Genomic DNA, 23,662 nt, shown 5'->3' on the forward strand with positions numbered 1-23,662 from the left:
GAAACATGGCAACACATTTAGACATCAGTCACATTTCGATTGAGTTCCCAACGCCAAAAGGGCCGTTTAAAGCGCTGGATAATGTCAGTTTAAAAATCGAGAAAGGCGAGTTTGTCTCTCTGATCGGGCATTCAGGTTGTGGTAAATCGACGGTTCTCAACATAGTAGCCGGTTTATACGATGCTACTGAAGGCGGGATTTTATTGGATGGTCGAGAAGTAAAAGGGCCAGGGCCTGAGCGTGCGGTGGTTTTTCAAAATCACTCTTTGCTGCCTTGGCTAACGTCTTACCAAAATGTTGAATTGGCGGTAAAGCAGGTTTTTCGTAAAACTAAATCCAAGAAGGAAATGCATGATTGGATCATGCACAACTTAGAGTTGGTGCATATGACCCATGCTGCGGACAAACGCCCAGATGAAATTTCAGGTGGTATGAAGCAGCGTGTCGGTATTGCTAGAGCCTTGGCGATGGAACCAAGCGTGTTGTTGATGGATGAGCCTTTTGGTGCCTTGGATGCCTTGACTCGTGCACATCTTCAAGACTCTTTGATGGAAATTCAAAAAGACCTTAACAACACAGTGATTATGATCACCCATGATGTGGACGAAGCCGTGCTGCTTTCTGATCGTATTGTGATGATGACTAATGGTCCAGAAGCGACAGTAGGCGAAATTCTGCATGTTGACCTTGAACGTCCTCGTGATCGTTTGGCCTTGGCGAAGGATCCAAGATATGTGGATTACAGAACTCAAGTTCTGACTTTTTTGTATGAGAAACAGCGCAAAGTTGAGCCTATTCAAGCTGCTACGAAAAGCAAAAAAACGGCCGCTAGTGCCAAGGTTGCCAATGCCTAGTCTTATCTCTCAGTCTGGGAAACGCCTAGTAAATCAGACGGATAAACGCCGTCTTGTCATTGTTGGTGCTGGCATGGCTGGCAGCAAATTGGCGCATGATTTACAACAAGCGTATGGGCATCTTTATCAGATCACCTTGATCGGAGAAGAGCCTAAAGTTGGCTACAACCGAATTATGCTGTCTTCTTTATTGGCGAGCGATATTTCTCATGCCGATATGGCACTAGTTGATACGCAGAAAATGCAAGATGACGGCGTTCAGATTCTTTCAAATGATCCTGTGACGAGTCTGAATTTAGAAATGAAAATCCTGCATTTATCCAGTGGGCAGGAAATAGCGTATGACCAATTGGTGCTAGCGACTGGGTCTCGGGCAAGTGTATTGCCTATTAAAGGAATATCTGCATCCAATGTAATGGGCTTTCGTACTTGGCATGATGTTGAACTCATGACGCAGCTGAAAGGCAGCCAGCCTATTTGTGTGATAGGTGGTGGGCTGTTGGGGTTAGAGGCGGCGGTGGGTTTGATGAAACGCGGTCATAAGGTTGTGGTCTTTCATCGTTCAAATTGGTTGTTAAATCGACAGCTAGACGAAGAATCAGCCGTACTTTTGCTTAATAGACTGAAGGAAATGGGCGTCGAATTTCGCCTTGGCGAGTCACCTGAGTCTTTTTTGCAAACGGACGGTGATCGCGTGTCTCATGTCGTTTGTCAGAATGGCGATCAGCTAGCGGTGAGTTTAGTCGTTATGGCGGCTGGGATTTCGCCTGAAATTACTTTGGCCAAGGCAGCTGGGTTGGAAACGAATCGAGCGATTTTAGTCGATGAACGAATGCAAACCTCTCGTGCTGATGTTTATGCTCTGGGTGAATGTTGTGAATTTAATCAACAGACCTTCGGTTTAGTTGCGCCTATTTGGACACAAATTAACGTCTTGATGAAGGTGTTGGTCGGGGAAGAGTCTGCGTTTGTGATAGAGCCAACGCCTACCAAGTTGAAAGTGTCAGGCGTGAATCTTTTTTCAGTCGGTAAGATTCAACCCTCAGCAGAAGACAGCTGCATCTTTTTTAAAGATGTTAGCGCAAATCATTACCGAAAACTGGTGGTCAACGATGGCTTGCTGGTTGGAGCAATTCTTTATGGCAACGTCGCCGATGGAAGCTGGTATTTCCAGCTAATTCAAAATAAGACCAATGTCTCTGACATACTTGATTTACTGGTATTTGGCGAAGCGTATTGCTGCCCAAAAGTGGCCTGAATTAAGTAGTTTTAGACGTTGCTAGCCGTAAGGCATGCTACATAAACAAGGGTTACAGCAAGGGGAATATAATGACGTCAACTGTGTCTTTTCTTACCACAAAACCTCATCTCATTGTCATTGGCAATGGCATGGTCGGTCACCATTTTGTTGAGCAAATGATCGCTCAAGGTGGTCATGAAGAATTTAATATTACTGTTTTTGGTGAAGAGCCGTATTTAGCCTATGACCGCGTACATCTAAGTGAGTATTTTACTGGCAAAGGCGCGGCGGATTTGGCAATGACCGATGGCTCTTTATATAACGAACACGGTGTGCGCTATTTTACTAACAGCTTGGTGACCGAGATCGATCGTGCTGCTAAGCAATTGTTATTACAAAATGGCGACTCTCTATCTTATGAGAAACTTGTCCTTGCAACAGGTTCTTATCCTTTTGTTCCGCCCATTCCGGGGCATAACCGTGAGAACACTTTTGTTTATCGTACTCTCGACGATTTAGACGCTATCAGAGCCTGTGCGAAACAAGTGACACGAGGCACGGTTGTCGGTGGTGGTTTGCTAGGATTAGAAGCTGCCAATGCGCTAAAAAATCTTGGTTTAGAAACCAGCGTAGTGGAGTTTGCGCCACGTTTAATGCCAGTCCAGCTGGATGAAAAGGGCGGTTCGGTTCTTAAGGAAATGATCGAAGGCTTAGATGTGAAGGTGTATACCGACACAGCGACCAAAGAGATTGTCGATGGCGAGAGCGCTTTCCACCGGATGAACTTTGCTGATGGTTCTCACCTTGAAACAGATCTGATTTTATTCTCTGCTGGTATTCGACCACAGGATGCTTTGGCGCATCAGTCTGGTTTGACGGTAGGTGAACGTGGCGGCATTTGTGTGAACAATCACTGCCAAACCAGTGATGAAGACATTTATGCCATTGGCGAGTGTGCGCTTTGGAATAATCGTATCTTTGGCTTGGTAGCACCGGGTTACGCGATGGCCAAATCTGCCGCTGGGCATTTGTTAGCTCATTTATTAGGAAATGCAGGCGTGACTTTCACTGGCGCCGACATGAGTACGAAATTGAAGCTTTTAGGCTGTGACGTCGGTTCGGTTGGCGATGCTCATGCTCAATCTCAAGGCTGCAAAGTATTCGTTTATCAAGATGAAATTAGCCAGAGCTATCGAAAAATGGTGGTATCTGAAGACGGCAAGAAGCTATTAGGTGCTGTTTTGGTGGGCGATAACAGTTATTACGACACCTTGCTGCAATATTATCTCAATGCCATTGATTTACCGGAACAAGCGCAAGCGCTTATTTTGCCCGCTATGGGTGATGCACCAGTTGGCTTAGGTGTGGATGCTTTGCCAGCGACAGCTTCTATTTGTAGTTGTCATAACGTGTCTAAGCAAGACATTAGTGACGCTGTTTGTAGTGGTGCCTTGTCAGTCGGTGATGTGAAAGGCGTAACTAAAGCGGCGACAGGTTGTGGTGGTTGTGCGGCGTTATTGAAAAAAGTTGTCGACAATGAGTTGTTGGCTTTAGGTGTCGAAGTCAGTACAGATATTTGTGAGCACTTTGCTTACACACGCCAAGATTTATATAACTTAGTCAAAATTGGCGAAATCAAAACCTTTAATGAGTTATTAAAAACGCATGGCAAAGGTCACGGTTGTGAAATTTGTAAACCCGCTGTTGGTTCTATTCTAGCGAGTGTGTGGAACGATTATGTGTTGAAAAAAGAACACATCAGTTTGCAAGATACTAACGATCGCTTCCTTGCCAATATGCAAAAAGACGGAACTTACTCCATCGTACCGCGAATTCCTGGTGGGGAAATAACACCAGATAGATTGATCGTCTTGGGTGAAGTGGCAAAAGAATATAGTTTATACACCAAGATAACGGGTGGTCAGCGTATCGATTTGTTTGGTGCCACCTTGCCACAATTGCCTGAAATTTGGGAAAAGTTAATCGCAGCCGGATTTGAAACGGGCCAAGCCTATGGTAAATCCTTGCGTACGGTGAAGTCCTGTGTCGGTAGCACTTGGTGTCGCTATGGTGTGAATGACAGCATGAAGATGGCGATTGATCTGGAAAATCGCTACAAAGGCTTGCGCTCGCCACATAAGATCAAATTCGCAGTATCTGGTTGCACACGAGAATGCGCTGAAGCTCAGAGTAAAGACATCGGTGTGATCGCAACGGAAGGTGGTTGGAATTTATACGTGTGTGGTAACGGCGGTATGAAGCCACGCCACGGTGATTTATTTGCCAAAGATTTAGATGATGAAACCTTGGTGAAATACATCGACCGCGTATTGATGTTTTACACCAAAACTGCGGATCGATTGCAGCGTACCTCCGTTTGGATGGACGGACTGGAAGGCGGTTTGGACTATCTTAAAGATGTGGTGATTCATGACAAGCTAGGATTGTGTGGCGAACTTGAAGCTCGTATGCAGCACGTTGTCGATACTTTCCAATGCGAATGGAAAACCACGTTAGAAGATCCTGAAGCATTAAAGACTTTCCGTCAATTTGTGAACTATGAGGGAAGTGATAACAATGTGGTATTCGTTGAAGAGCGCGATCAAATGCGTCCAGCAACAGAATTAGAAAAACAGCAATTAATTGCGAAGGTGGGCTAATACGATGACGATGCCATGGAAATTAATCTGTAAGAAAGAGGATTTGGTAGAAGGCGCTGGTGTTGCCGCCATAGTGAATGGCGAACAAGTGGCCATCTTCTATGTTCCTGAATCCGACAATCAAGTATTCGCCATTGGAAATTGGGATCCTGTTGGCAAGGCCAATGTCTTGTCCAGAGGTTTGGTTGCTCACCTGCAAGAGCAATGGGTTGTGGCTAGCCCTTTGTACAAACAGCATTTTGTATTGGCGTCGGGTCAATGCCTTGAGGAAGATATTAGTGTGCCTCATTGGCTGGCAAAACTTGAAGGCGGTGAAGTGTTTATTGCCGTCAATTAAAACGGTGCATAGTATTGCACGACTGCACTGTTTAGGCGCTTTGTTGGGTGATTGGTAGGTAGAACTTTCTGGACAACTTAACTGCCAACCCAGAGGGAGCAAGGCATGATCTATTTTATAAGTGTTTTCAGAGTTGGCTTGCTTATTGCTTTATCTAGGATAACTGATGCACCGTAAACCGATGATGGCTTACACATAAAGCATACAGATATTACAAAAGGCAACGGGGCCCAATCACTTTTTTAGAAAAGTGATTGGGCCTTTTTTTGTTTTTAAAAAATATAAAAAGTGCGAGGAAGCTGCATGACGGCAACAATGAAGACAGCAACAAGCGGGAAAACGACCTGTCCATATTGTGGCGTTGGATGTGGCGTCACCTTAACGCTTCCATGCTCTACAAACGAAGCGGTTCCACCTGTTTCTGGCGATGAAGATCATCCTGCGAATTTTGGTCGTTTGTGTGTGAAAGGCAGCAGTCTTGCGCAAACCATTCAATCAGATGATCGCTTATTAACGCCCATGGTTGATGGTCATCCTGTTGCTTGGGAATCGGCTATTGAAACAGTGAGTGCGAAAATTGCTCAAGTCGTAAAAGATCATGGTCCTGATGCTTTTGCTTTTTATCTTTCTGGTCAGATTCTTACTGAAGATTATTACGTGGCGAATAAACTCGCTAAAGGGTTTATCGGTACAGCCAACGTTGATACCAATTCTCGTTTGTGTATGGCATCTGCGGTGGTCGGCTACAAACGCGCTTTTGGCTCGGACACTGTTCCTTGTAATTATGAAGATCTCGAGCGCTGTGATTTACTTATTATGGTTGGATCAAATGCGGCTTGGACACATCCGATTTTATATCAGCGAATTGCAGCAGCTAAACAGCAACGACCGAATATGAAAGTGGTGGTGATCGATCCACGAGAAACCGCGACTTGCGATATTGCGGATTTGCATTTGGCGATTAAGCCAGGAAGCGACGCGGCGATTTTTTCCTTTTTATTAAGTGATTCTGTTCAATCTGGCATTTTGGATGATGACTTTATTGCGAACCACACCAATGGATTCGATCTCGCCTTGGCACAAGCGAATGAATCGACACTGAGTCTCTCTTTTACAGCTGATTTTTGTGCTGTTAGTGAGCAAGATTTAACAAGTTTAGCCTGCTGGTGGCGCGACACAGCAAAGACAATCACATTTTATTCTCAAGGGGTGAATCAGTCTTCGTCAGGTGTTGATAAATGCAATGCGATTATTAATTGTCATTTGGCCACGGGGCGTATTGGCAAAGAAGGCGCTGGGCCTTTTTCTATTACTGGTCAGCCAAATGCTATGGGCGGGCGGGAAGTGGGTGGCTTGGCGAACCAGCTAGCTGCTCATATGGATTTCGCTACGCCAGGAGCGCTGGATCTGGTGCGGCGTTTTTGGCAAGCACCCAATATGGCAACAGAAAATGGCTTGAAAGCTGTCGACTTATTTCAAGCCATGGAAGAGGGGAAAGTCAAGGTTGTGTGGATTATGTCGACCAATCCTATGGTGAGTTTGCCAGATACCGCTCAGGTTCGACGCGCGCTGGAAAAATGCGAGCTAGTGATTGTTAGTGATTGCAAAGCGCATACTGACACAACGGCCATGGCTGATGTGCTTTTTCCTGCAACAGGTTGGAGTGAAAAAGACGGTACGGTAACGAATTCGGAGCGACGTATTTCTCGTCAACGAGGTTTATTACCTGCAGTGGGTGATGCTAAACACGATTGGTGGGCGATTTGTGAAGTGGCAAAAAGTCTTGGTTTTTCTGCTGCTTTTTCATATCAAAATGTTCATGAGATCTTTGCTGAGCACGCGGCTTTATCGACGTTTGAAAACAATGGCAAGCGCGATTTCGATATTGGTCACTTTGCTCAGATAACCAAAGCTGAATACGACTCTTTGATACCAGTGCAATGGCCTGTGCCAAAAGGTCGGCCAGAAGGCACCAAGCGTATGTTTAAGGATGGGCGTTTTTTTACACCCGACGGTCGAGCACGATTTATTGCGATTACACCAAGTTTGCCAAAGAACCAAGCTTCACAAGAATGGCCTTTTACATTAAATACCGGACGAGTGCGAGATCAGTGGCATACCATGACAAGGACGGGAGATGCGGCGTCTTTGGCTAAGCATACCGCGCAACCTTATGTGGAAATTCATCCCAAAGATGCGAAACGTCTTGGTATCGAAGATAAAGCCTTGGTACGTCTTACTTCGCCTTACGGAGAGGTTTTGTTAAAAGCTAAACTGAGTCGAGCGGTTGCCTTTGCCAATGTATTTGCGCCTATTCATTGGACTCAACAATTTGCCAATGCGTCTGTGGTATCGAATCTTATCCCGCAAGTAGTTGATCCGTTATCAGGTCAGCCGGAATCAAAACATGCCCAGGTACAGCTCGAAGCAGTCACAGATATTTGTTATGGGGTGATTGTTTCGGCTGCACCACTTGTATTATCTGACTGTCTATATTGGTGCCAAGTGCCTTCCGAGCAAGGCTATCACTACGAAGTGGTTTGGCCTAATGGACAAACGCAAGCTTCGCTTAAATCGATAGATGTAGAACAGAGTCAAGATTCAGCTGAAAAAGCAGAATGGCTGGAGTATTCGAATCCGCTTACACAGCAAATTCGATTGGCAAAACTGATTGACCAAACACTGACCTTGCTTGTGTATATGCATCCGCAACCTGAATCCATCATGGCTGATTGGTTAATCTCTAAGTTGGCGATAGATACGTCGTTATCAATACAAGATCGTTTGGCTATTTTGGTGGGCACTCCAGCAAACATTGAAGATAAAGGTGAGATTATTTGTTCTTGTTATCAAGTTGGCAGCAAGCAAATAGAAAAAGCGATTGCGTCAGGTGTTTGTTCTGTTGATGCGTTGGGAGTCAAGCTTAAATGTGGCACCAACTGCGGCTCTTGTCTTCCTGAATTAAAACGATTTATTCCCATTGTGACGGAGTTATCAGCATGACTGACAGAGCGACTACTAGTAAAGCAACTACTAGCACAACCATCAGAATGAGTAACGACTTCACTCAATATGTAAAAATCTTAGGTCGTGGAAAGAAAGGCGCGCGCAGTCTAACATTGGAAGAAGCCGAGCACGCCATGAGTTTGATGTTATCCGGCAATGTAGCGCCAGAACAGTCGGGGGCTTTCTGGATGCTAATTCGGATACGAGAAGAGACTGTTGAAGAAACGGTTGGTTTTACCAAAGCGACCAGGCAGTACTTATTAAAAAAACAACCTCTGGGCATAAACATCGATTTAGATTGGCCTGCTTATGCTGGCAAACGTAATGAATTGCCTTGGTTTTTACTAGCAGCTCTCGCGCTCGCTAATACGGGCGTGAATATTGTGATGCATGGCCATATGTTTGATGGGGAAAACCGAATGTATGTGGAGCATGCCATCAGTAAATTGGGCTTGGTCGTATGTAATTCCAAGGGTCAGCTAAAACACGAGCTTGAGACAAGCCACTTTGCATATATGCCACTGGCTGAGATAGATGAATCGTTAGGCGCTATGATGGACCTTAAATATGTTTTGGGTTTACGTTCACCAGTAAATACTGTGGTGCGTATGATGAATCCGTTTTTTGCCAATAACAGTGTTCATGGTGTGTTTCACCGTGGTTATGATCAGTTGCATCTAGCTGCTTGCGAACAGTTAGGTGATGCGTCTGTGTTAGTATTTCGTGGTGGTAATGGTGAAGCAGAAGTAAATCCAGAACGAGATGTCACTTTAGGGAAATGGCAAGATGGTATGGCGACTTGGTCAGATTGGCCAAAGGCTGAGAAAGAGCATAAGCGATTAAAAGATAATTTAGATCTGTCTCGATTGACAGATCATTGGCGCGGTGATCAGCTTGATCAGTTTGGTGGGCAAGCTGTGCGACAAACCGTTGCGTCAGTGGCAGGGCTTCTTTATGGCGTTTCGTCTCATGAAGAGTGCCTTGTTTTGGCTGATGATATATGGGCTAGAAGAGATAAAGGGTATTTTGATTCGATTTTGTAGAAAGAGAAAGTGATATGGCGTTTATATCCTTATCGGCGGCGGTGTTAGCTGGTGGAAAAGCAGAGCGAATGTCGCGTCAGGACAAAGGTTTGCTGTTGTTTCAGAATGAGCCTATGGCCTTGTCAGTAGGGCGAGCTTTACAGCAGGTTGCTGAAAGAGTGTTTATTAATGCCAACCGAAATTTTGAAGCTTATGCAAAGCTTGGTTATGAAGTAGTTGTCGATGAGCTATGTCATCAAGGAAAAGGGCCTTTGTCTGGCTTATTAACTTGTTTGGCCTTTGCTAAAACATCGCATTTATTGATCTCACCTTGCGATACGCCTCGCATTAGCTGTGAAGCTTTTGCAAAACTAAAAGAAGCCAGCTTATTGTCACCAGAGAGAATCTATTATTTAAGAGGAACTTCGGGGGCTCATCCTTTGCATGCTATCTTACCTGTTGAAACTGCGTTTGCTGCCCTTAAGTGCTTTTTAGGAGAGGGGCAACGTTACAGCGTATTAGGCTTTTATGATATGTTTGGTTGTCAGTCTGTTGCTTGGGACAATGCTGCAGAGTTACTCAATGTTAATACACCTGACGAGTTGGCCTAAGCTCTGCTTATGTTGGTATGTATCTCTTAGGATTGGCTCATGGATTCGATATCTAGGCGATAAGACTCACCGTCTTCTTTATGCTCCATTTTGACCAGTAAATAGTCAAATTTTGGCACAAACCAAAAAGAGGTTCTTTTACCTTTTTCTAGATTATCGGTTCTGATGATTTTAATTGCAGAGACTCGGCCAAGCTTAGTGTCGATGGTTTCCATTTTTTCACGTTCAAAGCGCCAGTTTTTAATGTAACCGCCATCGGCAATCTGATAGTCGAATTCGTTTTTACCCATTTTGAGATCTTGTCTAACTTGCAACTGAATAGATAGTTTGTCTAATGTTTTGGGTGGTATCGTAAGGTTCCAAGGTTTGTCTTTTACATCATTATGGACAAGCTTGTTTTCCCAATCAAAAGTGAGTACCGCGCTTCTTTTTTTTCCTAGAGCCGAGCTATGATATTCGTATTTGGCAGGAATTATTTGATGGTCTTCAACGTAGAAAATTGATGATTCATTAAGCGAGGCGATCATGCTGTCTGCTGTAAATACAAACTGCCACGAATTGTCTGTTTTTTTAGATAAGGTCTGTTTGCCTTCCACTTTTAGGCTAATGCCTTTTTTCCAGATTGTGCTGTAAACAGCAGAGTAAGGTTTCAGGAAGGTTTCTTGTGGTTTTGTTTCAGTAGCATTTGCTTTTATTGAAGAAAAAGAAAGTATGGGAATACTCATAAAAATGGCCATTAAAAACATTGGAATTTTACGAGTTCTCATACTTTCTCCTACATCATGTTAGTGCTTCGTTATATAAAATGCCGCTTTCAGGCAGTGCATTCTTATCAAAAAAAGCCTTTCCGTCATGGAATGTTAATCTTTCTTCACTGAACCATTTAACCGCTAGTGGGTAGATAATATGTTCTAAACAGTGAACTTTACTAGCTAAAGTTTCTGCTGTTTCTTCTTGCGCTATTACTGTACTCGCTTGAAGAATAACAGCGCCAGCATCTAGTTCTGGACTAACAAAGTGTACCGATACTCCATGCTCTTTTTCGTTTGCATCAATAGCACGCTGATGCGTATTTAAGCCTTTGTACTTTGGAAGCAAAGAAGGGTGAATGTTTAGCATTCTACCTTCAAAATGTTTCGCAAAGGTTTCAGTTAGAATACGCATAAAACCAGCGAGAACAACCAATTTTGGTTGGTATTGATCGATAAGCGCTTGCAGCTCAGTATCAAATTCTTCTCGACTATCAAACGACTTATGATTAAGTGTGTGCGTTGGAATGCCTGCTAGCTTGGCACGCTCTAAACCATAAGCTTCTGCTTTGTTGCTAATAACAGCGCAGATCTTGATATTGAGTAGTCCTTGCAAGCTTTGATCTATCAAAGCTTGCAAGTTGCTGCCGCTGCCAGAAATTAAGACAACGATCGGATAACTCATGCCTGCGTTTCTAGATCAGAGATTAAAACCTCTTTTCCGCCGTTGCGAGGGCAAATGTCACCGATGATCCAAGCATTTTCACCTTCAGCTTTCAGAATGGCCAATGCCTCGTCTGCTTTTGCTGCATCAATAGAAAGTACCATGCCGACACCGCAGTTTAAAACACGGTACATTTCTTCTTGCTTAACATTTCCTTGTTCTTGCAACCAATCAAACACAGCAGGACGTTTCCAGCTAGTTGCGTCGATACGAGCTGCTGCATCTTCAGGAAGAACGCGAGGTATATTTTCAAGTAAGCCGCCACCAGTAATGTGAGCTAGTGCATTCACAGAAATGGATTCCATTAACTTAAGAATGGATTTGACGTAAATACGAGTTGGCTCCATTAGCGCATCTTTCAAAGCAACACCGTCGATATCTTGATTAAGATCCGCTTTGCTTACTTCAAGGATTTTACGAATAAGTGAGTAGCCGTTTGAATGTGGGCCAGATGAGCCTAAAGCAATCAATTTGTCGCCAGCTTTTACTTTGCTGCCGTCAATGATGTTTTCTTCTTCAACCACGCCAACACAAAAGCCAGCTAGATCGTAATCGCCGTCATGGTACATGCCAGGCATTTCGGCGGTTTCACCACCAACAAGTGCACAGCCTGCTTGTAGGCAGCCTTCACCAATGCCTGTCACAACGTTTGCAGCCACATCAACATCTAGCTTGCCAGTTGCGTAGTAATCTAGGAATAATAGTGGCTCAGCACCAGCTACTACTAGATCGTTAACGCACATAGCGACGAGGTCGATACCAATAGTGTCATGTTGGTTAAGGTCCATTGCTAGACGAAGCTTAGTACCAACACCATCGGTGCCAGAAACAAGAATGGGTTTTTTGTATTTTGTTGGAAGACGTGTCAAAGCACCAAATCCACCCAGACCACCCATTACTTCAGGGCGACGAGTTTTTTTGCTTACGCCTTTAATACGTTCAACAAGTTGATTGCCTGCGTTGATATCAACGCCTGCGTCTTTATAACTAATGGATGGTTTATCCGACTTGGTCATTGCCTATGCCTTATCATGGTACGAGGAAAAAAAGGCATTTTAGCATAGTGGCGCATTAGGGCTATGGTTCTTTGCAATTAAGACAGTAGAATAGGCAAATAAACGAAGGAAGGGTTATGAATTCTCGTATATTTTTACTACTAATCAGTGTTTTTTGTATTTCGCCAGCCAATGCTGTCCCTGTTCAGGGGCTTTATAGTGCTGAAATTAACTTGCCAGTGACGCAATCTGAGGCACAAATGCTAAATGAAGCATTTGGTTTGGCTGCTGAAGATGTGCTGATAAAAGTATCGGGCGATAAAAATGCCATTACTGGTGATCTGTTGGAGCAAGCTAAAAAGAAAGCGCCAACTTGGGTGGCGCAGCATTCTGTTGCATCGCTTAGCGAGTTGTTGCCTTCAGATGATGGGCTGGTTCCTGGTAAGCAAGTTAAAGTGACTTTCTATCAAGAATCTATTGATGGCTTTTTGTCGCAGAGTAACTTGCCAGTTTGGGGTGATAATCGACCTTCTGTCTTAGTTTGGTTGGTAAATGAAAATAATGGCGTTAGGGCTCTGTCTGGTTCAAAAGAGCCATCTGATGCATTAAATAAATTAGCACAATCTACAAGTAAAATAGGTGTGCCTATCTATGCACCTTTGCTTGATGATGTTGATAAAAGAAGTCTTTCTGCATCAGATGTTTGGGGTTTCTTTGAAGACAGCATAATGAATGCAAGTAAGCGTTATCAGACAGATTCTGTGGCTGCTTTGAGAATAAGTAATTACGCAGGTCAAGTTGGTGGTAATTTGCTGGTGTTGTTAAAAAATGGTGAGACAGAGCGATTTGTTTTACGTGGTGAGAATCTTAATGATTTAATTGATCAAGCGAGCGCATATTTGGCTAAAGCTTTTTCTTCTCGTTATGCTTCAGTACGTAATAGTGGCTCAGCTAGCAAGATTAATATTCAAGTGGTAGGTGTTACTAACTACAGCATTATGAATAAAGTGCAGTCCTATTTAGAAAGTATAGGTGTAGTTCGCGATGTAACTTTGGTCCAAGTGGATGGTGAAAAAATAGAGTTTTCGATTGAAATTGATGGTGACAAGCAAAAATTGTTTAACAGTATATCGCTGAGTCGGTTGTTAATTAATGCGCCGTTAAATGCTTTAGATCCTGATGCAAATCGAGTTGTGTCTTATCAATATAGTGGAGTGAATTAAATGACAGATCTATTGGATGAAAAAGTTATAGAGCGAGATTTTTTTGCTCGTCCAGTGGAGGAGCAAGGCGATTTCTTAGCACAAACTTGGTGTAATCACTGTATGGAAGTGGACTTAGGTATGACTAACCCTAAGGAGTTTGAAAGTGAAGATAGAGTTTGGATAGAAGGTGATTGTGTTAAGTGTGGTAATTCGACTGTGACTGAAATAGTTGAAGACGATGAAGAATAACGCTTAGTTCTAAAGCAAAATTTAGACATAAAAAACCGCGCTTATTGGCGCGGTTTTTTTTAATGCATTAGTCTAATGAATTATTTTTTAACAGGGTAATCGCGTTTAGGCTTACCAATATATAATTGACGAGGGCGGCCAATTTTATATGGTCCACTGATCATTTCGTTCCAATGAGAGATCCAGCCAATGGTACGAGACATAGCAAAAATCACAGTAAACATACTGGACGGAATGCCAATTGCTTTCATAATGATGCCTGAATAGAAATCCACGTTAGGGTAAAGCTTACGCTCTACAAAGTATGGATCTTCTAGTGCAATTTGCTCAAGGCGTTTTGCAATTTTTAGCAATGGATCATCAGACTGACCTAATTCTGCCAATACTTGGTCACAGGTTTCGCGCATAACTTTTGCACGTGGGTCAAAGTTTTTGTAAACACGATGACCGAAGCCCATCAATCTGAATGGATCATTTTTATCCTTTGCTTTAGCAATATATTCATCGATATTTTCAACATCACCGATTTCTTCTAGCATTGTCAGTACAGCTTCATTGGCGCCGCCATGAGCAGGCCCCCAAAGTGTTGCAATGCCCGCTGCAATACAAGCAAACGGGTTAGCGCCAGATGAACCAGCTAAACGTACAGTAGATGTAGATGCGTTCTGTTCATGATCCGCATGAAGAATGAAAATTCTGTCCATTGCTTTAGCAAAAACAGGATTAACTTTATAGTCTTCACAAGGCGTTGCAAACATCATATACAAGAAGTTCTCGGCATAAGATAGGTCGTTACGTGGGTACATAACAGGCTGATCTTTCGAGTACTTGTAACAGATCGATGCCAAAGTCGGCATTTTAGAAATTAGGCGAAAAGCCGCAATTTCACGATGCTTCGGATTGGTGATATCCATATGGTCTTGGTAAAAGGCTGATAATGCACCCACTAGGCCGCACATAATAGCCATAGGGTGAGCATCATTTCTAAAGCCTTCGATGAATTTGTGCATCGATTGGTTCACCATAGTGTGCTTGCCAACCGTTTTTTCGAATTCGGCTTTTTGATCTTTATCAGGAAGCTCCCCATAAAGTAACAAATAGCATGTCTCTAGGTAATCTGAGTGTTCTGCAAGTTGGGCGATTGGGTAGCCACGATGCAAAAGGATTCCAGCGTCTCCATCTATGAACGTAATAGAGGATTCACAAGAGCCGGTAGACATAAAGCCTGGATCGTAGGTGAATACACCGTTAGCGCCTAGGCCTCGAACGTCGATAACGTCTGTGCCTAAAGTGCCTGAAAGAACAGGAAGTTCGATAGTTTTATCGATCCCGTCCACTTTGAGTGTCGCTTTTTTATCAGCCATTTATGGTCTCCTTCGTATTCTGATTCGGGGCTATTAAGTTATTGTTTGACTCTATCTAGCCCAGAAGGTGCGGAAAAAATACTGTCTCTAGACTATAAAAGTCAATCTTGTTCATTTGCACTCTATTTACATTGTGGTGCGTAATTTTGTAATTATCTGACAAAATCGTAATATGGGCTAAAGTCAAGGTGTAGTTGGTTTTTATCTATCTTTTTGATATATATGGATTTTATGTGTTTTTTGTGGGTAATAAATTATGTAATTTTATACCATTATTGTTTCGGCTTATGGTTACATTCATTTGCTGAATGGTGACCATTGAAAACCTCTTGTTCAGTCTATTTGTCTTAGTATTTTTGGCTGGTCTATAATTGCGCCTCAGACGATTTCATTGATTTGCTGATGCTAATGGATAAAAGAGAGTCGCTTTTAAACATTTGTTTGCAAATCGATGAGATTTTCAAAGTAGGCCTATGACGTGGTTACGTTACTCTTTTTTAAGGTTTATGTAAGCACGTATAGACATTGGGTCGTGATTGACCATTCAATCGATAAGATGGTGTAAAAAGTCGTGAATAAAAAAAGACCAGTCAACCTTGATATTTTAACCATATCTCAGCCAGTCACAGCAATCGTGTCTATTCTTCACCGTGTAACAGGAATCATCCTTTTTGTAGGATTGGCTTTCTTGTTTTATGCATTCGATCTTTCTTTGGAATCTCAAGAAGGTTTTGATCAGGTGGTTAATGCACTGCAAACTAGCTTTCTAGTAAAGTTTGTTATTTGGGGTGTTGTTTCTGCGCTGATGTACCACTTCGTAGCGGGTGTAAAACACTTGTTCATGGATATGGGGTATTTTGAAGAGTTAGAAAGCGGACGTCATGCTGCTATCGCAAATATTGTGATTGCTGCGGTTCTTATTGTGTTAGCGGGAGTGTGGATATGGTAACTCAAATCACAAGTTTTGGACGATCAGGTCTTTATGACTGGATGATGCAGCGAGTTTCTGCTGTAGTTTTGTCTTTATACACAGTTTTTATTATCGGTTATTTGTTGCTAAATCCTGATCTTACATACGACCAGTGGAGCGCTTTGTTTGAAGCTACATGGATGCGTATATTTAGCTTGATGGTGCTTTTGTCTATTGGTATGCATTCTTGGATTGGCTTGTGGTCTATTTCTACTGACTATATTAAAGCAACCGGTGCTCGTTTCTTTTTTCAATCTCTATGCGGTCTTGTAATGTTTGTTTACATCGTATGGGGTGTTCAGGTTCTTTGGGGGCTATAAGTAATGGCAAATATTCGTACTATTTCTTTTGATGCCATTGTTATCGGTGGCGGCGGCGCAGGTATGCGTGCAGCGCTTCAGTTAACTGAATCTGGTTTGAATACCGCATGTGTTACTAAAGTATTTCCGACTCGTTCACACACTGTATCGGCACAAGGTGGTATTACCTGTGCGATTGCAAGTGATGATCCAAATGATGATTGGCGCTGGCACATGTATGACACCGTAAAAGGGTCAGATTACATTGGTGACCAAGACGCAATCGAATACATGTGTTCTGTTGGTCCTCAAGCAGTTTTTGAACTTGAGCATATGGGTCTACCATTCTCTCGTACAGAGCAGGGTCGTATTTACCAGCGTCCATTTGGTGGACAGTCTAAAGACTTCGGTAAGGGTGGTCAGGCTGCCCGTACTTGTGCTGCTGCTGACCGTACAGGTCATGCTCTTCTTCATACGCTTTATCAGGGTAACCTTAAAGGCGGCACGACATTCTTGAACGAATGGTATGCAACTGATCTTGTGAAAAATAGCGAAGGTGCGGTTGTTGGTGTTATTGCAATCTGTATCGAAGATGGTGAAACCGTTTACCTAAAAGCCAAGGCAACTGTTATTGCGACTGGTGGTGCTGGCCGTATTTACCAATCTACTACCAATGCCCACATCAATACAGGTGATGGTGTGGGTATGGCATTGCGTGCTGGTTTCCCAATGCAAGATATGGAAATGTGGCAATTTCACCCAACAGGAATTTACGGTGCAGGTACACTTGTAACTGAAGGTTGTCGTGGTGAAGGTGGTTACTTAATCAATAAAGACGGTGAACGCTTCATGGAGCGTTATGCTCCAAACGCAAAAGACCTTGCTGGTCGTGATGTTGTTGCTCGCTCAATGGTTCTTGAAATTTTGGAAGGTCGTGGATGTGGTCCTGATGGCGATCACGTATTGCTTAAATTGGATCATTTGGGTGAAGAAACGTTGAATAAACGTCTTCCTGGTATTCTTGAGCTTTCTCGTACTTTTGCTCACGTTGATCCAGTTAAAGAGCCAATTCCAGTTATTCCTACTTGTCATTACATGATGGGTGGTATTCCAACCAATATCGGCGGCCAAGCAATTAAAATTAATGAAGCAGGTGAAGAGACGATTGTTGATGGTCTTTACGCTTGTGGTGAGGCTGCATGTGTATCTGTACATGGTGCAAACCGCCTTGGTGGTAACTCGTTACTTGATTTGGTTGTATTTGGGCGTGCTGTTGGTATTCAAGTTAAAAAATCTTTGGATGAAGGTTTTGAGTCATTGGATGCTGCAGATACTGATATTGAAAAGGCGTTGGTTCGTCTAAATCGCTTGAATAACACAACAGGTGGCGAAAGTGTTTCTGCGGTTCGTGCAGACCTTCAGCGTGTAATGCAGCTCTACTTCGGTGTATTCCGTGATGGCGAAGCAATGCAGAAAGGTTTGGCTCAACTTAAAGACATTCGTACTCGTGTTGAGAACTTGCACCTTGAAGATAAGAGTCAAGCCTTTAATACTGCTCGTATTGAAGCGCTTGAACTTGAGAACCTACTGGAAGTTGCTGAAGCTACAGCGATTCCTGCTGAATTCCGTAAGGAAAGCCGTGGCGCTCATGCGCGTAATGACTTTACTGAACGTGACGATGAAAACTGGTTGAAACATTCTTTGTTCCACCCAGCTGATAAGAAAGTGACTAAGCGCGATGTAAACTTCGCGCCAAAAACTATGGAAGCTTTCCCACCTAAAATTCGTTCATACTAAGGAGTTGTGTCAATGTTAGTTAGTATTTATCGCTACAATCCTGAGAAGGACGACGCTCCTTATATGCAGGATTATGAAATTGAGTTGCCAGAAGGTAAAGACCTAATGGTGCTTGATGTTTTAAACTTGTTGAAGGCTCAAGATTCTAGTATTTCGTACCGTCGTTCATGCCGTGAAGGTGTGTGTGGTTCAGATGGTATGAATATGTCAGGTAAAAATGGTCTAGCTTGTATCACACCAGTTTCAGAAGCAGTTAAAAAAGGTAAGTTGGTATTACGTCCACTTCCTGGTTTGCCTGTGGTTCGTGATCTTGTTGTAGATATGGGGCAATTTTATAAGCAATATGAGAAGATTCGCCCATTCTTGATCAATGATGCGCCTGCACCAGCAATTGAGCGCTTGCAAAGCCCTGAAGAGCGTGAAAAGCTTGATGGACTTTACGAATGTATTCTATGTGCTTGTTGTTCAACTGCTTGTCCATCTTTCTGGTGGAACCCAGATAAGTTTGTTGGGCCATCAGGTTTGTTGCAAGCATATCGTTTCTTGGCTGATAGTCGTGATACGGCAACCCAAGAGCGTCTTAGTGATTTAGATGACCCTTTCAGTGTCTTCCGTTGCCACGGTATCATGAACTGTGTGAACGTTTGTCCTAAAGGGTTAAATCCTACTAAGGCAATTGGTAATATCCGTACTATGCTTTTGCAGAGAGCGACCTAATAATGCTCCGTGTGGTTCATAATGGTAATTTGATGTGACCACCGAAAGTAGGCGGCTTGAATATTGATTCAATGCCGCCGTTTTTGCATATTCTAATGTAGAGAATGTAACAAAAAGAATTTAAAATTCGATCTTTACGAGCAAGGATGCACTAAGAAAAGCCACTAACTCAGTGATTATGGATTCAAAGGGTTTTGTTTAATTAAATGAAACGCTTTTAGTGGCTTAGTATTGAACGTAAAAGGGCGAAAGTAGCTGGAAATAAACAAAAAATCGAGGCTTTAATAGCCTTACGGGCCTGATAAAATGATCGATCTTAATCATAGGTTGATACCGGGACCCCGGTAGCTGGCTCGAACATAAGGGTGATCGAGAATGCACGAAAGTTTAATGGAGTTGCTGTGGAGCACCTCTCATTTTTCAGGTGGAAACTTGGAATATGTTGAAGGGTTGTTTGAAAGCTACCTCGTCGATCCGAACTCTGTGTCGGAAGAATGGCGTAAATGTTTTGATCAATTGCCTCGCGTAAGTGAAGCGCAATCAACTGATCTTCCTCATTCAGTGATTCAAGAACAGTTTTTACAGATTGGTAAGAACAAGTTCCGCTCAATGCCTGTTTCTACAGGCGTAGTGGCTAGTTCTGCACATGAGCAAAAACAAATTAATGTCTTGCAGTTGATTAATGCTTATCGCGTACGCGGGCATCAACATGCAACACTTGATCCGCTTGGATTGCAAAAACGTGAGAAAGTTGCCGATCTAGATATTGGTTACCACCAATTAACGGGCGCTGACTTAGATACAACATTCAATGTAGGTTCTTTGTTCTTTAACAAAGATTCTCTTAAATTAAGTGAAATTGTATCCGAGCTTGAAAAAACTTATTGCGGAAGCATAGGTTATGAATTCATGCACATTGTTGATACGCAGGAAAAAGCGTGGCTTCAGCAGCGTGTAGAATCTGTTCGTTCTCATCCAGAATACTCACAAGAAACTCGCGAAAACCTACTTGAGCGTTTGACTGCGGCTGAAGGCTTAGAGAAATATCTTGCTAGCCGTTACCCAGGTGCAAAACGTTTTGGTCTTGAGGGTGGCGAGAGTTTGATCCCTATGGTGAATGAATTGATTCAGCGTTCTGGTGCACTCGGTGCTAAAGAAGTTGTGATCGGTATGGCTCACCGTGGCCGTCTAAACGTATTAGTTAATACTCTAGGCAAAAACCCTAAAGACTTATTTGATGAGTTTGAAGGTAAAAAATTAGTTAACACTTCAGGTGACGTTAAATACCACCAAGGCTTCTCTTCTAATGTGATGACGGCTGGTGGGGAAGTTCATATAGCCCTTTCTTTCAACCCATCGCATTTGGAAATCGTTTCTCCTGTTGTTGAAGGTTCGGTTCGTGCTCGTCAAGATCGTCGTAAAGACACGACAGGTAAGACTGTTGTTCCTATCTCGATTCACGGTGATGCTGCTTTTGCTGGTCAAGGTGTGGTTATGGAGACATTCCAGATGTCTCAAACTCGTGCTTATCGTACCGGCGGTACAGTACATATCGTAATCAACAACCAAGTTGGCTTTACTACCAACCGTCAAGAAGACTCGCGTTCTACTGAATATGCGACAGATGTTGCTAAAATCATTCAAGCGCCTATCTTCCACGTTAATGGTGATGATCCTGAAGCGGTATTGTTTGTTACACAGCTAGCATTAGACTACCGTTACGAGTTTGGTCGTGATGTTGTGATTGACATGGTTTGTTACCGTCGTCGTGGTCACAACGAAACAGACGAACCTTCTGGTACTCAGCCACTAATGTACAGTGTAATCAATAATCTGAAAACAACGCGTACTCTTTACTCAGAGCGTCTAGTTGCAGAGTCTGTTGTTACACAAGAAAAATCTGATCAAATGGTTATTGAGAATCGTGAAGATTTAGACAATGCTCGCCATGTTGCGAAAAGTCTTGTTCTTGAGTCTCAGACTGGTTCATTTGTTGATTGGAAGCCTTATCTTGGTGTTGAATGGACTGATGCAGGTGATACAACATACCCATTGGCTAAATTGCAGGAAGTCGCTAAGAAATTAACGAATATTCCAGATGGTGTGGTTGTTCAGCGTCAAGTTCAAAAGATTTACCAAGACCGAGATAAAATGACAGCGGGTGCTTTACCTCTAAACTGGGGTTACGCAGAGACGTTAGCGTTTGCAACTTTGCTTGAGCAAGACTATCCGATTCGTATTACAGGTCAGGATTCTGGTCGTGGTACTTTCTCGCATCGTCATGCGGTAATTCATAGCCAAAAAGATGGCAGTACCTATATTCCTCTGAAACATTTGTCAGATGATCAGCCTACGATGGATCTCTATGACTCTTACCTTTCAGAAGAAGCGGTATTGGCCTTTGAGTATGGTTATGCAAGTACTTCACCTAAAGGCTTGGTTATTTGGGAAGCACAGTTTGGTGACTTTGCCAACGGTGCGCAGGTTGTAATTGATCAATTTATTACTAGTGGTGAACACAAATGGGGTCGCCTATGTGGTTTGACTATGCTGTTGCCACATGGTTACGAAGGCCAAGGTCCTGAGCATTCTTCAGCACGACTAGAGCGCTTCTTGCAGCTTTGTGCTGAATACAATATTCAGGTTTGTGTTCCGACGACACCTTCACAAATTTTCCACATTATTCGTCGTCAAGCGATTCGTCCTATGCGTCGTCCGCTGATCATAATGTCTCCTAAGAGTTTGTTGCGTCACAAACAAGCAATTTCGACATTAGAAGACTTGGCGGAAGGAAGCTTTAAAACAGTCTTACCAGAATCATCTGAAGCTGTTACTGCGGATAAAGTAAAACGCATTGTCCTATGTAGCGGTAAGGTTTATTTCGACTTGATTAACCGTCGTGAAGAGCTACAAAAAGATGATGTTGCTGTGATTCGTTTGGAGCAATTGTATCCGTTCCCATATGCAGACCTTGAGTCTGAGTTAGAACAGTACAAAAATGTTGATAGCTTGGTTTGGTGTCAAGAAGAGCCGAAAAACCAAGGTGCTTGGCATGCCAATCGTCACCGTATGAATCGAGTATTGGAAAAATTGTATCCAGAATTGAAAATCCGCTTTGCAGGTCGAATTTCGTCTGCTGCGCCAGCGGCTGGTTACATGTCTATCCATGTTGAAGAACAAGAAGCGCTGGTCAACGACGCATTAGTTGGTTAGTACCATAGCCTGTCAGAGAGATAAGGGTATAAAATGAGCATTGAAATTAAAGCACCTACTTTTCCAGAATCTGTAGCAGACGGCACCGTTGCTACTTGGTACAAAACGCCAGGCGAAGCCTGTGCTCGTGATGAACACATTGTAGACATCGAGACAGATAAAGTTGTCTTAGAAGTCGTTGCACCTGCTGATGGTGTGCTAAAAGAAATTTTAAAAGCGGAAGGCGACATTGTATTGAGCGATGAAGTGTTGGCTATTTTTGAATCTGGTGCAGCAGCTTCTGCCGCTCCAGCTGAAAAAGCAGCCGCTCCTGCAGCTGCAGCTGCCACTTCTTCTTCAAAAGAGACTGTTCAAATTAAAGCGCCGACTTTCCCTGAATCTGTTGCTGATGGTACGGTTGCTACTTGGTACAAACAGCCAGGTGAAGCTTGTTCACGTGATGATCATATTGTTGATATCGAAACCGATAAAGTTGTTCTAGAAGTCGTAGCGCCTGCTGATGGTGTGATTGGCGAAATTTTGAAAAACGAAGGCGATACTGTTCTTAGTGACGAAGTTCTTGCTAACTTCTTGGTTGGTGCGTCTGGCGCTGAAGCGGCATCTGTTCCAGCAGCTTCTACTTCTGCTGCAGAAGCAGACGAAGACGGTGTTGCAGGTCCTGCTGCTCGTAAAGCACTTTCTGAGGCAGGTCTAACTGTTGCTCAAGTTAAGGGCACAGGCAAAGGCGGTCGTATTACTAAAGAAGATGTTGACGCTGCTGTTAAAGCAAAATCAGCAGCTCCTGTTGCCACTCCTGCAAAAGCCGCTCCTGCATCAGCTCCTAAAGCTGCAGCTACACCAATGGCAGCACTAGGCGCTGAAGGCCGGATCGAAAAACGAGTTCCTATGACTCGTCTTCGCGCAACTATTGCTAAGCGTTTGGTTGAAGCTCAGCAAACTGCTGCTCTATTGACGACTTACAATGAAGTGAACATGGGTCCAATCATGGAACTTCGTAAGAAGTACAAAGATGAGTTTATCAAAGCTCATAACGGTACTAAGCTTGGTTTTATGTCTTTCTTCGTGAAAGCGGCGACTGAAGCACTTAAACGTTTCCCTGCAGTAAACGCATCTATCGATGGCAATGACATGGTCTACCATGGTTACCAAGATATCGGTGTTGCTGTTTCTACTGATCGTGGTTTGATGGTTCCTGTTCTTCGTAATACTGAAGCAATGGGTCTTGCGGATATCGAGTCAGCAATCATGGACTTCGCGCTTCGTGGTCGTGATGGCAAACTTGGTATGGATGACATGCAAGGCGGTACTTTCACTATTACTAATGGTGGTACTTTCGGTTCTTTGCTTTCTACGCCAATCATCAACCCACCGCAAACAGCTATCTTGGGTATGCACAAAATCCAAGAGCGCCCAATGGCAGTGAATGGTCAAGTTGTGATTCAGCCAATGATGTATTTGGCCTTGTCTTATGATCACCGTATGATTGACGGCAAAGAAGCCGTACAATTCTTGGTAACGATCAAAGACTTGCTTGAAGACCCAGCACGTCTTTTACTTGAAATCTAAGTATTCGTACCAACTATTTTGTATGAATTGAATGCTGAGTGGCATTGTGTGTGCTGCTCAGCTTGACTGAAAAATGGGACCTCT

General features: G+C 43.2%; 19 protein-coding genes. 15 read left to right on the top strand and 4 right to left on the bottom strand.

Annotated features, from left to right (window positions below):
- Positions 1 to 5: 5 nt before the first annotated feature.
- The 7 genes from BUA59_RS12100 (at position 6) to BUA59_RS12130 (ending at position 9,730) form a co-directional block, all read left to right on the top strand.
- Complete coding sequence (locus tag BUA59_RS12100; RefSeq protein WP_072839962.1) at positions 6 to 854, top strand: ABC transporter ATP-binding protein; 849 nt, start codon at positions 6 to 8, stop codon at positions 852 to 854.
- Positions 847 to 2,112 carry an NAD(P)/FAD-dependent oxidoreductase gene (locus BUA59_RS12105; protein ID WP_072839963.1) on the top strand — a complete coding sequence of 422 codons (1,266 nt, stop codon included), beginning with the start codon at positions 847 to 849 and terminating at the stop codon, positions 2,110 to 2,112. The genes BUA59_RS12100 and BUA59_RS12105 overlap by 8 nt, the downstream gene beginning before the upstream one ends.
- 71 nt (positions 2,113 to 2,183) lie before the next feature.
- Complete coding sequence (nirB, locus tag BUA59_RS12110; protein ID WP_072839964.1) at positions 2,184 to 4,754, top strand: nitrite reductase large subunit NirB; 2,571 nt, start codon at positions 2,184 to 2,186, stop codon at positions 4,752 to 4,754.
- A gap of 4 nt (positions 4,755 to 4,758) precedes the next feature.
- Positions 4,759 to 5,091 carry a nitrite reductase small subunit NirD gene (gene nirD, locus BUA59_RS12115; RefSeq protein WP_084122393.1) on the top strand — a complete coding sequence of 111 codons (333 nt, stop codon included), beginning with the start codon at positions 4,759 to 4,761 and terminating at the stop codon, positions 5,089 to 5,091.
- Positions 5,092 to 5,394: 303 nt separating this feature from the next.
- A complete protein-coding gene (locus BUA59_RS12120; protein ID WP_072839965.1) occupies positions 5,395 to 8,094 on the top strand; it encodes a nitrate reductase in 2,700 nt (899 codons plus the stop codon).
- On the top strand, positions 8,091 to 9,140 hold the full coding sequence (locus tag BUA59_RS12125) for a glycosyl transferase family protein (protein WP_232617032.1): 1,050 nt from the start codon (positions 8,091 to 8,093) through the stop codon (positions 9,138 to 9,140). Before BUA59_RS12120 ends, BUA59_RS12125 begins: the two co-directional genes overlap by 4 nt.
- 14 nt (positions 9,141 to 9,154) lie before the next feature.
- Positions 9,155 to 9,730, top strand: a complete 576-nt coding sequence (locus BUA59_RS12130) for a molybdenum cofactor guanylyltransferase (RefSeq protein WP_072839966.1) — start codon at positions 9,155 to 9,157, stop codon at positions 9,728 to 9,730.
- 26 nt (positions 9,731 to 9,756) lie between these two features.
- Here BUA59_RS12130 and BUA59_RS12135 read toward each other — a convergent pair whose 3' ends face one another.
- The 3 genes from BUA59_RS12135 to purM are packed head-to-tail and all read right to left on the bottom strand — an operon-like array spanning position 9,757 to position 12,219.
- Complete coding sequence (locus tag BUA59_RS12135; protein WP_072839967.1) at positions 9,757 to 10,497, bottom strand: DUF3108 domain-containing protein; 741 nt, start codon at positions 10,495 to 10,497, stop codon at positions 9,757 to 9,759.
- A 13-nt stretch (positions 10,498 to 10,510) separates the two neighbouring features.
- Positions 10,511 to 11,164, bottom strand: coding sequence for a phosphoribosylglycinamide formyltransferase (purN, locus tag BUA59_RS12140; protein WP_072839968.1), 654 nt, complete (start codon positions 11,162 to 11,164; stop codon positions 10,511 to 10,513).
- A complete protein-coding gene (purM, locus tag BUA59_RS12145) occupies positions 11,161 to 12,219 on the bottom strand; it encodes a phosphoribosylformylglycinamidine cyclo-ligase (RefSeq protein WP_072839969.1) in 1,059 nt (352 codons plus the stop codon). Before purM ends, purN begins: the two co-directional genes overlap by 4 nt.
- A 116-nt stretch (positions 12,220 to 12,335) precedes the next feature.
- Between purM and BUA59_RS12150 the strand changes: the two genes are divergently transcribed.
- Positions 12,336 to 13,421 carry a DUF2066 domain-containing protein gene (locus BUA59_RS12150; RefSeq protein ID WP_072839970.1) on the top strand — a complete coding sequence of 362 codons (1,086 nt, stop codon included), beginning with the start codon at positions 12,336 to 12,338 and terminating at the stop codon, positions 13,419 to 13,421.
- Complete coding sequence (locus tag BUA59_RS12155) at positions 13,422 to 13,652, top strand: hypothetical protein (protein ID WP_072839971.1); 231 nt, start codon at positions 13,422 to 13,424, stop codon at positions 13,650 to 13,652. It begins immediately after the preceding gene.
- Positions 13,653 to 13,732: 80 nt separating this feature from the next.
- Here the strand turns inward: BUA59_RS12155 and gltA are convergent, their stop codons facing one another.
- On the bottom strand, positions 13,733 to 15,016 hold the full coding sequence (gene gltA, locus BUA59_RS12160; RefSeq protein ID WP_072839972.1) for a citrate synthase: 1,284 nt from the start codon (positions 15,014 to 15,016) through the stop codon (positions 13,733 to 13,735).
- Positions 15,017 to 15,587: 571 nt separating this feature from the next.
- On the opposite strand from gltA, the gene sdhC reads away from it, so the two are divergent.
- The 6 genes from sdhC to odhB all read left to right on the top strand — a co-directional run bounded on the left by sdhC (position 15,588) and on the right by odhB (position 23,578).
- On the top strand, positions 15,588 to 15,965 hold the full coding sequence (gene sdhC, locus BUA59_RS12165) for a succinate dehydrogenase, cytochrome b556 subunit (RefSeq protein WP_072839973.1): 378 nt from the start codon (positions 15,588 to 15,590) through the stop codon (positions 15,963 to 15,965).
- Complete coding sequence (sdhD, locus tag BUA59_RS12170) at positions 15,959 to 16,306, top strand: succinate dehydrogenase, hydrophobic membrane anchor protein (RefSeq protein WP_072839974.1); 348 nt, start codon at positions 15,959 to 15,961, stop codon at positions 16,304 to 16,306. The genes sdhC and sdhD overlap by 7 nt, the downstream gene beginning before the upstream one ends.
- A 3-nt stretch (positions 16,307 to 16,309) precedes the next feature.
- A complete protein-coding gene (gene sdhA, locus BUA59_RS12175; RefSeq protein ID WP_072839975.1) occupies positions 16,310 to 18,082 on the top strand; it encodes a succinate dehydrogenase flavoprotein subunit in 1,773 nt (590 codons plus the stop codon).
- A gap of 12 nt (positions 18,083 to 18,094) precedes the next feature.
- Complete coding sequence (locus tag BUA59_RS12180; RefSeq protein WP_072839976.1) at positions 18,095 to 18,799, top strand: succinate dehydrogenase iron-sulfur subunit; 705 nt, start codon at positions 18,095 to 18,097, stop codon at positions 18,797 to 18,799.
- A 375-nt stretch (positions 18,800 to 19,174) separates the two neighbouring features.
- A complete protein-coding gene (locus BUA59_RS12185) occupies positions 19,175 to 22,012 on the top strand; it encodes a 2-oxoglutarate dehydrogenase E1 component (RefSeq protein WP_072839977.1) in 2,838 nt (945 codons plus the stop codon).
- Positions 22,013 to 22,045: 33 nt separating this feature from the next.
- Complete coding sequence (gene odhB, locus BUA59_RS12190) at positions 22,046 to 23,578, top strand: 2-oxoglutarate dehydrogenase complex dihydrolipoyllysine-residue succinyltransferase (RefSeq protein ID WP_072839978.1); 1,533 nt, start codon at positions 22,046 to 22,048, stop codon at positions 23,576 to 23,578.
- The last annotated feature ends 84 nt before the right edge of the window (positions 23,579 to 23,662 follow it).

It is taken from the genome of Marinomonas polaris DSM 16579 (assembly GCF_900129155.1).
GTDB lineage: Bacteria > Pseudomonadota > Gammaproteobacteria > Pseudomonadales > Marinomonadaceae > Marinomonas > Marinomonas polaris.